3 protein-coding genes are annotated in these 13,555 nt (G+C 44.7%); 1 reads left to right on the top strand and 2 read right to left on the bottom strand.

Annotation, left to right across the window (positions count from 1 at the left end):
* A partial coding sequence (locus LZF95_RS01160) for a hypothetical protein (protein ID WP_233753152.1) occupies positions 1 to 10,394 on the bottom strand: 10,394 nt, incomplete at its 3' end.
* 1,112 nt (positions 10,395 to 11,506) lie between these two features.
* On the opposite strand from LZF95_RS01160, the gene LZF95_RS01155 reads away from it, so the two are divergent.
* The gene (locus LZF95_RS01155; protein WP_233753151.1) at positions 11,507 to 11,875 is read left to right on the top strand and encodes a LytTR family DNA-binding domain-containing protein; all 369 of its coding nucleotides are present in this window, start codon (positions 11,507 to 11,509) and stop codon (positions 11,873 to 11,875) included.
* On the opposite strand, the gene LZF95_RS01150 is transcribed toward LZF95_RS01155, so the two are convergent.
* The gene (locus LZF95_RS01150; protein ID WP_233753150.1) at positions 11,876 to 13,522 is read right to left on the bottom strand and encodes a hypothetical protein; all 1,647 of its coding nucleotides are present in this window, start codon (positions 13,520 to 13,522) and stop codon (positions 11,876 to 11,878) included.
* Positions 13,523 to 13,555 lie beyond the last annotated feature (33 nt).

Below are 13,555 nucleotides of genomic sequence, written 5' to 3'. Positions count from 1 at the left end.
GGGCTCACTTCAAGATCCGTGAGCTCAGTGGTCAATGCCGCATCGCTGTAGAATCTGAACACTGGGTTGGTCACTCCAGCAGCAGTGGCAGACAGCATGAAGCTGTCCCCCTCGCAGATCGTGCCGCCCATGGCGTCTATATCGGCAGCCGTTGCCCTTGGAGCCACGGTCACTACCAGTTCAGCTCCGTCATTCGCCGCGTTCTCACAAACTCCATCTCCCGTTACGGTCACGTAGTAAGTGGTGGTCACCATAGGGCTCACTTCAAGATCCGTGAGCTCAGTGGTCAATGCCGCATCGCTGTAGAATCTGAACACTGGGTTGGTCACACCTGCCGCAGTGGCAGACAGCATGAAGCTGTCCCCCTCGCAGATCGTGCCGCCCATGGCGTCTATATCGGCAGCCGTTGCTCTTGGAGCCACGGTCACTACCAGTTCTGCACCGTCACCTGCTGCGTTCTCGCAGAATCCGTCGCCTTCCACTGTTACATAGTAAGTGGTGGTCGCCGTTGGGCTCACTTCAAGATCCGTGAGCTCAGTTGTCAACGCAGCATCGCTGTAGAATCTGAACACTGGGTTGGTCACACCTGCCGCAGTGGCAGACAGCATGAAGCTGTCCCCCTCGCAGATCGTGCCGCCCATGGCGTCTATATCAGCTGCCGTTGCTCTTGGAGCCACGGTCACTACCAGTTCTGCACCGTCACCTGCTGCGTTCTCGCAGAATCCGTCGCCTTCCACTGTTACATAGTAAGTGGTGGTCACCGTTGGGCTCACTTCAAGATCCGTGAGCTCAGTTGTCAACGCAGCATCGCTGTAGAATCTGAACACTGGGTTGGTTACACCTGCCGCAGTGGCAGACAGCATGAAGCTGTCCCCCTCGCAGATCGTGCCGCCCATGGCGTCTATATCGGCAGCCGTTGCCCTTGGGATTACTGTGACAACAACTTCCGCAGCATCACCCGCAGCATTCTCGCATACGTTGTCACCGCTGACCGTCACGTAATAGATCATGGTGGAGCCCGGGTTTACGGTCAGGTCAAAAATCTCCGTCGTCAGGTCTTCATCCTCAAAGAATCTGAATACCGGATTGGTCACTGTGCCGCTTGTTGCGGTCAGTTCGAAAGTATCACCCGCACAGATCGTTCCGCCATCCGCTTGGATATCAGCCGCAGTCGCGGACGGGTTCACCGTCACGTCAACAGGAATCCTTACCGGATCCTCGCAACCGTCTCTCAGTACGGCTATGTAATAGGTCACTGTACCCGGCACATCAAGTGCAGGTGTGGTGTAGCTGTTGCCGCTCGCAAGCAATGTGCCTCCCGTAGGAGCGTCGTACCATCTCAGGCTCGTACCCGCAGATGGGGTCGCCTCAAGATCCGCCATCCCCCCCTGGCATACTACGGCATCTTCGGTGATCGCCGTAGGGGCCGCGAAGTTGATACTTGCCTGATAGATTCTCCACCCGCTTTCCAACAGTCCAAGCAACGGACGGTATTCTATCCTCACACGGTCATAAGATCCGTTTGCAACAAACCTAACCTGGCCTTTGCTGTCTCCTCCCAGCAATCTCAGGCTTACCGTGCTGTTGTCGACCGCTCCGCCGTCTCCGTTGCCCGCAGCGCCGTTGTAGGACTCGAATCTGAGTCCGCTCAACACCCCAAGGTCAAGGAGTGAACCGCCTGTACCCAGCGTGATCACCAAGGTGTCACCCGCAGAACCCGTCTGGCCAAAAATCAATTCCTGCCAAACACCGCCCGTAACCGCTGCAGGCGCTACGAACCTTGAATACGTATCAACGTTGCCGTCAACCGCATTGCCCGGGTTCTCAACAGAGCACAGCAGACACAGGAAGTACGTGCCGTTGCTCTGAGCATTCGCTACCGTACAGTCCGAATCATCCGTTACAGGAACCACCGTTACAGTAACTGCCGTGGTATCTATGGACAGACAGCCCGTGTCTGTATTTCTTGTGCCCGCATAATAGGTATACACACCCGCTGAAAGAACCCCTGTGTTATAGGAGTTTCCTGTTCCCACTTCTACCATGCTCTCATTGTACCATACAATCTCCACATCAGCAGGCTGTGGATCAACAACAGCTGTCAAGATCGTACCATAGCCTTCGGAAATGATCACATCCGAACTGGTGGACGGTACCGCAGGAAGTTCATGCACGGTCACAGTGATCGTCGCAGCATCGCCTGCAGAATTCTCACATACGCCGTCTCCGCTTACAGTCACATAATAGGTAGTCGTTGCCGCAGGGCTTACGGTAAGATCCGTGATCTCTGTAGTCAGATCTGCGTCTGCATAGAATCTGAATACAGGATTCGTTACAGTACCGCTGCCTGCAGTAAGTGTGGTGCTCTCCCCTTCACAGATCTCAACATCCACTGTCGTGATATCAGCTGCCGTCGCAGGCGGCAACACAGTCACTGCTATGCGGGTACGGCTCGCACTCTCACAGCCCGTGCCGCCCATCACGCCCACAAAGTATTCCACGTCAGCATCCACAGATGCAAGAATGATCTGGTTGCCCGTGATCTGGATGCCGTCAGTCACTATGTTTCCTGCTACCGCAGCGTCATAAACCGTGTAGGTCAGCCCGCCAGCGGCATTCGAGATCTCAAAGGTTACATCCGTTGTTGTTCCGCATACCTCAATCTCATCGGCGACAAACTCAGGTGCATCCAGACTGTTGGTGATCGATACACTTACAGACTTGCCTGTTTCATTCTCACAGAATCCGTCTCCGCTCACCGTTACAAAATATTCCGTCGTGGAACCCGCGGCAAGGCCGCTGACGGTCAATGAACCGTCGGCTCCTATAGTATAGGTCACCCCTGCTGTCGTTCCTTCAGCTATAGGGGAAGTCTTGGCAGCGTCGAAGTACCAGGTAAATATCGGATTGGTGATAGTGGTGGTAGGTGCAAGGACCACGTCCTCGCCTTCACACTGGGTAACCGTTTCGTTGATGTTGATATCTGCATCATCAGCGTTTTGACCCACCGTCACCGTGATGGTGGCCTCATCTCCGGCAGCATTCACACATACCCCGTCACCGGTTACGGTCACATAATAGGTGGTAGTCACCATCGGGCTCACATTAAGATCTGTGAGCTCGTTGCTCAATGCCGCATCGCTATAGAACCTGAACACAGGGTTGGTAATACCCGCAGCGGTGGCCGCAAGTACCGTGCTCTCTCCTTCACAGATGCTCACATCTGTTGTAGCTATATCTGCAGCCGTTGCTCTTGGGGTTACAGTAACCAGTACCTCCGCAGCCTCGCCCGCTACGTTCTCGCAGACGTTGTCACCGCTGACCGTCACGTAATAGATCGTGGAAGATCCCGGGCTAACCATCAGGTCAAAAATCTCCGTCGTCAGGTCTTCATCCTCAAAGAATCTGAATACCGGATTGGTCACTGTGCCGCTTGTTGCGGTCAGTTCGAAAGTATCACCCGCACAGATCGTTCCGCCATCCGCTTGGATATCAGCCGCAGTCGCGGACGGGTTCACCATCACCCCAACAGGAATCCTTACCGGATCCTCGCAGCCGTCTCTCAGTACCGCTATATAATAAGTCACTACCCCAGACACGTCAAGTGCAGGTGTGGTGTAGCTGTTGCCGTTCGCAAGCAATGTGCCTCCCGTAGGCGCGTCATACCATCTCAGGCTCGTACCCGCAGATGGGGTTGCCTCAAGATCCGCCATCCCCCCCTGGCACACTACGGCATCTTCGGTGATAGCTGTAGGAACTGCGAAGTTGATACTTGCCTGATAGATGTCAAGGCTGGTCACCAAGGTCAACAATCCTGCCCGGTTGCTTATACGAACCCTGTCGAAAGCCCCATCCGCCGCAAAGCTGACGTCAAACCTGTCCCCAGACAATATAGTCACTCTTACCAAGGCGGCATTCATATCAAACTGGGCCACTTCCGAAGCCCCGTTTAACAGGGTGACCTGTACAGACCCCAGAATACCCACATCCGCCAATCCCCCAGGTACTCCAAGCTCCAAACGTACTGAATCCCCTGCAGCGCCTGAGGTAGGGAACATCAAGGTTTGATGTACGGATGCTCCCAAAACGCCTCCTGTTATTGTCAATCTACTATGGGTGGTGATGTTTCCGTCAACCGCATTGCCTGCATTTAGAACCCCACACCCTATACATGGTTGCACGACACCATTGGTCTGGCTGTTGGCCACCGTACAGTCATCAACCGTGGTAACCGGCTCAACTGTAACAGTCACACCAGTAGTTCCAATGGATAGACAGCCCGTGTCTGTATTTCTTGTACCTGCATAATAAGTATATACTCCCGCTGAAAGAACCCCTGTGTTATAGGAGTTTCCTGTTCCCACTTCTACCATGCTCTCATTGTACCATACGATCTCAACACCAGCAGGCTGTGGATCCACAACAGCTGTCAAGATCGTACCATAGCCTTCGGAAATAATCACATCCGAACTGGTGGATGGTACCGCAGGAAGTTCATTTACTGTAATGGAGGTAGTAGCCGCAGGAGTACTGAAGCAATAACCATCAGCTGACACAGTTACGTAATAAGTCGTCGTCGCTGTAGGCGACACCGTAATTTCCGAGCCTTCTTCGAAGGATCCGCTCAAGTCTTCATTAGTGTACCATCTGAATATAGGATCTGCAATGGAAACACCGGTTAAAGAAGCTGTGAGAGTGGCGCTTTCTCCTTCACAAATAGCATCTTGGTCTGCAGACAATTCAATATTCCCCGCATCAAGTGCCGTGCAATCTGTAAGCATAGTATGCTGTGCCGTTTCAGACGCACTGTCTCCTGCCTCATCCGTATAGAATGCCTCCGCATTGTTTATGATCGGATCTGAACCCGTCACCGCATCCACCTGAACAGTGAATGTGAATTCTTCCTCGGCACCTACTGCCAAAGATGAAATATCAAAAGTCAATGTTCCTGCATCAACAGTTCCACCTCCATTATCCAGTACTGTGGTATTTGCCGGAATCTGATCCACTACAGAGATATCAGTAAGCGCTTTGTTCCCGGTATTGGTAACTGTCAGTGTATAGGTGATAATATCCCCAACTATAGCTTTCCCATCACTCTCTGCATTATTGCTTAATCCAATTTTTGCAAAATCAATCGCATGGACAGGAGTCACATCTACCACAGTACCCGGTTCAGCAGCTGTATCAGGTTCGGTAGGATCGGTATTATCCACAGGAGGATAAGATTCGATTCCTGTAGGCAAATCGGAAGAAGTAAGGATCGCAATATTTCTGATTTCATCTATTCCAGTCAGATCTGAGTCCACAGTTGCGGTAAATGAGCCAACAGAGGAGGTCTCACCAACTTCCACTACTGCCGCTGAGAAGGTTACTGTGTTTCCAGCCAAAGAACCTCCTGACACATAGCTCACACCTAGTGGAAGCTCATCATTTATTGTCAGATCAGTCAGATCTTGATTTCCTGTGTTTCTTACAAAAATTGTATAAACCAACGTCTCTCCACCACTTACAGTAGTCAGAGACGCATCTCCGTCCACGGTAACAGCTTTCCAAATCTCCGCTGAGAAAATAGGATCTACCGGAATATCGGTTCCCGTATCACCGCTTTCGTCAGGATCTGTAGGGTTTTCATTATCCAATGGAGGGTAAGTCTCAGTTCCCGGATCTTCAGGAAGAGATTTAACCAAGGCCACGTTTGAAATAAATTCTACATCCGTCAGGTTTGCATCAACCAACACACTGAAACTTACAGTCTCGGTAGCTCCCGGCGCGATGTCAAGATTGTCAAAAGTAACTACTCCGGCGTTTTCAACTCCACCGCTTCCATCTACATAAGAGGTATGTGCAGGAATGGCATCCGTGATCAGATAATCAGTCATTGGAACTGTGCCTGTATTTCTCACATGGACGGTGTATTGTACAGTTTCCCCACCTGATACGGAAGTCAACGCAGGATCTCCATCAATGATGTAGCTTTTCCAGCTTTGGAAAGTAGGTGTTTCGCAATCCTGAAGGATATAAAACAATCTAATAGACGGATTCGAGGAAACACCGGCTAAGGATCTATAGCGAATAGCTACTTCATTTACTTCTACACCCAGAGCAACACGGATTTCTTCATTGGCACCATTATTAAATAGATCTACCAAATTAATATTTCCTATAACTGCGCTTTCCAATGTCTCAGCATAGACTTCATCTCCATCCAAATACCCGATGACATCTATTCTTCCAATTAAACCTAAATCAAGAGTACCTGTCCCTATACCAAGTTTGATTTTGAATGAACCATCAGCGGGAATAGTCTGTCTGAACTGAACATTCTGCTGGATAGAACCTGCTACACTCAGTGCGCCAAGGCTTATCTCGGAGTAATCGTCATTATTGTTATTATCAAGGACTCTTTCAGGATTTGTTACACCATAGTTCCCTATTGAACCAAGACCAACAGTCAATCCCGATCCGTCAAAAGAAGTAGTAAATCCCGTAGCACAGGCTTCTGCTCCAGCATCGTAGCATAAGCCATAGATATTGATGCTATTTTCCTGTCCCAGCAATACGGCATCGGTGTGATCTTCGATTCTAATGCTGTTGTAATCGGCATTTGGAGTAATAGCTAGATAATATCTGCCCAGCGCATCCTGAACAATTTTCACCTGATCATTAAGTCCATTGAAAGAATTGGCGCTGCTAGCGGTGAAAAGTTCATTACCATTCACGTCATTTGCAATAACATTGAAGTAATGGTTGCCTAAAGCAATTGTATTCAACAGATCACTTAAAACCCCTCCTATACTACCGCCCAAAAGTGCATTTAGCAAGCCATCTTCAGAGTCTATCCTCATGTATGATGTAGTTCCCGCCGGTACAATAACTCCGTCACCAAATCCTAAAGTCACATGTCCTGTATAGCCGCCAAGTGGGCCTATCACACCACCTCTAGAGCGGATTGTAGCAAAGCTGTTGAAGTTACCGTCAAAAAGATTTTGAAGATTATCCGCATTCTGGGAACTAATCAATTCCTCGGCGCATACAGGATCCAAATAAGGAGGTTCTGCCACATCAGGATCCGGGCAATCTTCCGAAATTCTTGAAATCCCATACAGTCTGATTGGTGCACTTGTATTGATGGCAACCAAGGCATCAAGTCCAAAACTCACTCGGTCATATACCACTCCCGGCTCAATGGTTAATTCCTGAATACCACCGGAATTAAGCAGTCCCAACAAATCAATGTTATTGATCAGTGCGTTCTGAAGTGTCTCATTATATACTTCCTGATTTCCGTCGTAAAGAATCACGCGGTAGGAACCGGCAAGATCCAGATTCAATATGCCCGGCTGGTCCAGTTGCACGCGGATACGAAGGGCATCAGAAGTCAGCGATTTGGTTTTGAAATAGATATTCTGGTAGATAGAAGCTCCTACTCCTGCCACACCTAAGTTGATGGTAGAATAGTTTGAGGAATTTTCGTCAATAGCATTCTGTGGATTAAATACTCCACCTTGAGTGATATCCAACAAATCCAAAGCAATACCTTCTCCATCAAAATCAGTAAAGGTCGCCTGCTCGCACAAATCAAATTCCGTTTCTCTACACATGCTGTACACCTGCATGGTAGCCGTATTTCCTAATCCAAGCAATGCTGACAAGTAATGGTCAATCCTTACTGACTGGTAAGGCTGATCAGCAGTGAAAGCAATATAGAACCTACCGGAAGCATCCTGTACCACCCGCACATCCTGGCCTGCAAAACCATTTTGACTACTGGCTTCGTAAAGGTTCGTTCCACCAGCTGTTTTTGGAGTGACAGTGAAATAATGGTCACCTAGAGCTACAGATCCAAGAAGATCCGCCAAATCAGAACCCAGATTTCCACCAAGCAGGGCGTTTAGTTGATCATCTTCGAATTCTATACGTACATAGGAGGTTTCACCGGCAGCCACTGGAGCCGCATATTTCAATTCTATATGGCTGCTGTATCCCGTACCGGCAATAAGACCAGTACTGGCATATAAAGTGGCATACGTATCATTATGCCCGTCAATGGCATTCAATGGGAAATTGGTGTTTTCCCAACTTACCACTTCCCCGGCGCAATCGGAAACATTAAACGGAGGATCCGTTTCCGCTGGAGTGTCCAATTCCGGATCAGGGCAATCTGCGCTGAAGCGCTCTATACTGAATACACGTACCGGATTACTGATCACATTGGCACTTACCAATGATTCAATCCCCACAGCTACCCTATCGAAGGCAAGTCCGGGGCCAAATGGCAGATTCAGCGTTCCCCCACTTTGAAGTAAGCCCAGTAAGTCCAGACCGGAAATCAAGCCATCTCTTAACTCTTGGGAGAAGACTTCTGTATCTCCGTCAAATGCCTTGATCACTATACTGCCAAGCACTTCAGCAGTCAGTGTATTGTCAGCTTCCATGGCCAGTTTCACCCGGAAGTGATCTGCTGGTGCAGAAAGTGAGTGAAAATCCACAAATTGATAGATGCTGGATCCCAGCCCTGCCGCACCAATACTGATTTCAGAAGCAGTGGCAGGGTTGCCGTCAATGGCAAATCCCGCATCAGCCACTCCCGCTGCTCCAAGCCCCAGAAGATCAAGGCTAATGCCTTCGGACTCAGCATAGGTTAAAAATGCCTGCTCACATTCTTCAAAACCTGTGGAGCTGCACACATGATAGACATTCATAGAAGTCACAGAAGCTCCACCAATAAGCCCCGGGTATTCCAGCGTCACTCTTACACTGTTGTAAGCGGCTGTCGGGGTCAGGGCCACATAGTAGTGGTTGTTTTTGTCCTGGACTATACGTACCGGTTGGTTAAAAAATCCATTTGCACTAGAAGCTGACAATACAGTTGACGCGCCGTTAAGTGCTTCAACAGTAAATAGTTTATTTCCGCCCAATAAGGATCCCCCAGCTGTGTTCAGAACATCTCCTAAAGATCCGTCCAGAAGCCCAAGAAGCGCTTCCTCGTCAAAATCAATACGTATATAAGAGGTAGCTCCAGCACTTCGCTGATCAAAACCAAGTTGTATATGCCCATCAAATGCCCCTATACCCAAAAGTGTCCCGGAACCTGCCTGTAGTGTAGTAAACGTATCATTATTCCCATCTACCGCATTGAAAGGGAAATTGGCATTCTCAAAATCAAGGACAGTAGCATCGCAATCCCTATTGCTAAGCATCGGCTCAGTTGCCGCAGGAGCCGGCAGGGGATCAGGATCAGGGCAGGAAGCCCCATAGCGAGCCACTTCATAAACACGCAAAGGAGAACTGACAACACCTAGGTCAACGGTGGAATTTAACCCTACCGCAATTCGATCAAAAGAAACTCCAGGCCCAAAGGGAAGAGTAACCGGTTGCCCCGACTGGATCAAACCTAGTAGCTCTAAATTATTTACAAGTCCTGAGTTCAGTTTATTGGCATAAACCAGTTCATCTCCGTCATAGGCCCTAACCTCATAGTCACCCAACAGATTTAAATCAAGCAGTCCCCCATCTATAGCAAAAGTGACTTTAAAATAGTCCTCAGGAGCCCAAAGTTCATTGAAATAAAAAGTTTGGAACACAGAAGCAGCAACCGAAACATTGATTAACCCTCCGTAAGAAACAGTTGAATAAGTAGCCATATTATTATCTATGGCATTTTCAGCGTTAGAAACCAATTCACTGCTAAGCAGACTTAGATTGATGCCGGAAGTTTGCCCCAAATCAGTGAACATGGCAACACCGCAAGAAGGATCATCCAACGTAAAGGAATCGTAAACATTCAAATTAAATGAAGATCCTAGGGATAAGCCTAATAAACTACCTTGATTTCTCAGCTTAACCCTTACCGAATTATAATCCTGTGATGAAGTCACTGCCAGGTAAAGATTGCCTACACCATCTTTTACAAAAGTTGATGTTACATTAGAAGAAGGGATCATTGATCCCTCACTTCCCGCTGTAGCACCAGCATATACTTCGGGAATAATTACGTTATTTTCAAGTAAGCCCAATAAGCCACCTAAGGTTGCTATTAAATCAACGGATAAACCACTTGCGGTAACTTCATCCAACCTTACGTAAGTAGTCGTATTGGCTCCACGATTACTTGGGAACTTCATCTGAACCCATGCTTCACCTGAAGATTGTACAAGCCCTAAAACATTAATATTACTAGCTCTTAATGAAGCAAAAGTGGATTCGTCCGCATCACCTGTATTCATAGGATTAGAGACAAGGGCTATATTGTCATTTGTCGTCGGAGAATAGGTACCAAACCCTCCAATTATAGCCCCTGCACTATTCCTTCCACTACTTGGAGTTACAGTCGCATATTCCTTCGTCTGCCCGTAGGATTCAAGACCAAAGCATACTATACATAGCAGCAAAAAAAACCATTTGAAAGGCCTCTTCCCAAATATCTGTAAATTATTCATCATCATATAATTATGAGCCAAAATTGATAATCATAAACACGCTTTACAATCGAAAGAAATCCTAAATAGGAATCTCCAAAATCAATCATATCTATTTAAAAACCGTTAAAACAAATGCAACAACTCCCCATTTACATTGACTGAAAACAGGCAACAAAATCTCTCACAGTGAATCTAGAAACTTATTAGTTCAACTTCCGTGACATTTATTCAAAATCTCTATACCCCGTCCATCGAACCCACATGAGACCAGCAAAAATGTCTTCAAAACAAAAATAACGTATTATATCAGTAGATAATACACAGGTTAAACAACTGTAATTAAAGAGTACATACTTGTTATTGAATCAACCCAGACTGTTATCAAAAATCAAAACTACAGAAGCGGCGGTGAGTTAGCTATCATCCAAAATCCGTAAGCCTACAAGATTATCGTAACCTACTTTGCTTTACCTCTTCAATAGTTGCTATCTAATAGCAAAAAAAAATGATTAAAACAATGGAACACCTATATTTTTCTGATAAAAAACAACAGAAGCAGTAAGAATCCAACGCTCTTTCTCTAAAAGAAAACAACAGCAGTCTGTTCCTTGAAATAAAAAATCCCTATCTTCATTAAAGTTTAAAATTAAAAAGTAACTTCCCCGGAAAGAATTCAAAGGCCAAAAAAAGAAAACAGCTTTCAACTCAACTGCGGTTCAGGACGAAACAAAGAAAAAATGATAATGCCTGTGAAAAAATCAAAGATAACAGGAACTCAATAGAAACCATCACACTCAAAAAACGGAGAAAATATTAAAATAAACACCAAAACATTTTCGAAAATTTTAAAAAAGATGTTTCACAACGATGCACTTCAAGTATTAAAGTATATGTAAATATGGTTCTCTTCAGATTATGGTATAGAAAAATTTAGAGAGTTGGAGAATATTTGAACCCTCGTATCATCAGCCTGTTTGTCGGCTCAAGCAAAATCCATACCACTTAGGACACACGTTTGCTGAAAAAAAATATGACGATTTAACTATTACGTATAATTATATTAGTTTACTAAAAAAAAGGAAATGGATAATAAAAAGGCAAATACAAGTGCAATTCACAACAATTTATTCATAAGAGAAAATGGTTGCCTTATAAAAATCAAAATAGATGAGATAGAATTCATAAACACTGAGGACGTCAACCTTAAAATATACCTAAAAAGCAAGCAATACACTCTGAGAAATCCTGTAAAGGACCTAATGCGAAAATTACCTGAAAATCAGTTTAAAAAAGTCCACAAATTCTATATCGTAAACTTAAAAAACATTGAAACAATAAAGAGAACCGAAATTAAAATAAACAGGGTAATTATCCCTTTAAGCAGACACTATTACAATGAAATATCAACATCAATAAAAAAACAAACCATTTCAAGAAATCAGATTCAATAATTATCTATTCGTATTTCTATCCGCGAAAATTTCAATTTTATTATCCAGATCCTTAATTTCCTCATGTATCAATGAATACACATCAAATACGGATAACCTAGAATCAAGAACTTCTTTTTCGTTTTTTATTAAATTAAGCAACCCCAGAATATTTGCCACCGGTTTTCTGAAAATATGGGAGACTACCCAAGGGATACTTTTTGCCACCCATTCATGATTCAAGGATTCTATGTAGTTATCCGTTACATCAGTTATATATACCATATGATTATTGGATGTGACCTGATGATCAAATTTCTTGAATGAAACTTCAAACACATAGAAAATCGCCTCTGAATTCAATTTCAAAAGGGTCTTTCTGGAATTATCTCCAAACACAGCCCCTGAATCACCCCTCAAATCACTTATTAATCCCTTTAAACTTGTTTCGTCCAAAAAGTTCCTAAGAGACAAGAGCAACTGGGCGTAGGAATACCTCTCTTCTTTGAACATCAAAAATTTCTGAAGAAACCTGTCATTAAATAGAATTTGACCATGACCTAAATCAATCTCCAAAAAATAAGAATTGGGAACTTGATTCAGTCTTTTAAAATTCTCAAACGAATTGATTATGGTACTTTTAATATGGGCAAACTTTGTCATATTCAATCCAAACACAATTCCGCCCTTTATTTCTTCATTGTGAAAAATAGGGCAGCAGGTATATTGAAAATATTCACCTCCGATTCTTTCTTCTGAAGTATAGACTTCCGATATATCATCTACTGTTCGATTGGGGATCCCCTCACCCATAAACTGTGAAACTGATGACAAAAAATTGTTCCCCTGGCTAAAATTATAGATGGAATCGTAATCTGAAAAATACTTCCTATAATAATTATTCCCATAATACACGTATCCATTATCATCAAAAACAAATATAATTGTATTAACCTTATCAAATACTGAATGAATGGCCTCATCTCTAAAATTTAAAAACACAAAATTATTTTTAAAAATAACCAGAGATACAATGGAAAAAATAAAGACAAGTATCGTGGTTCCGGGAACCTCATACCCAAAAGCAAGGGGAAAGTAAACCTGAAAAACCAGTCCATATATAGATGGGATTAAAAGTCCAATAAAAAACAACTTGAGGTATTTAAAACTCAAATTATCATTAAACAAAGCAGAAGTTAAAATACAAAGAGAAAGTAATATGCATGTCCCAACCCAAACACGCGCCAAAATATCCATAGACCCCTCACGGAAACCCAGCACTAAACCAAAGACATCTGACTCCAGGAATAGTCGTGGCTCTGGAAAAGAAATATAGGAAACAAAAAAAAATGTACTTATAAGAAAAATCAAAGATCTAACCCAATAGATATTTTTAATTTTTATCAACCTTGCTTCAAAGATTACATCTACAAGAAAATATCCAATAAATATATAAGAAAATGACAAATATGAATCAATTTCACTTATTAAATCCTTAGAAACAGGAACCCTTAACAAAAAATCCTCTATCTGCCATACAAAAAGAGCTAGATTAAAAATAAACATTTTTCTTTCAAAGGTAGCCTTCAATCCTTTTGCCAAAAGCAATCCCATCATCGCACCAGTACCGATAACACCAAAAAGTGTAAAATATGCAATTATAGACACTTGATTACCTGGGGTTGTCGAATTTGTGATGTT

It is taken from the genome of Algoriphagus sp. AGSA1 (genome assembly GCF_021390545.1).
Lineage (GTDB): Bacteria > Bacteroidota > Bacteroidia > Cytophagales > Cyclobacteriaceae > Algoriphagus.
The sequence above is the reverse complement of the archived record's forward strand: the minus strand, read 5'-3'. Positions and strand labels throughout refer to the sequence as shown.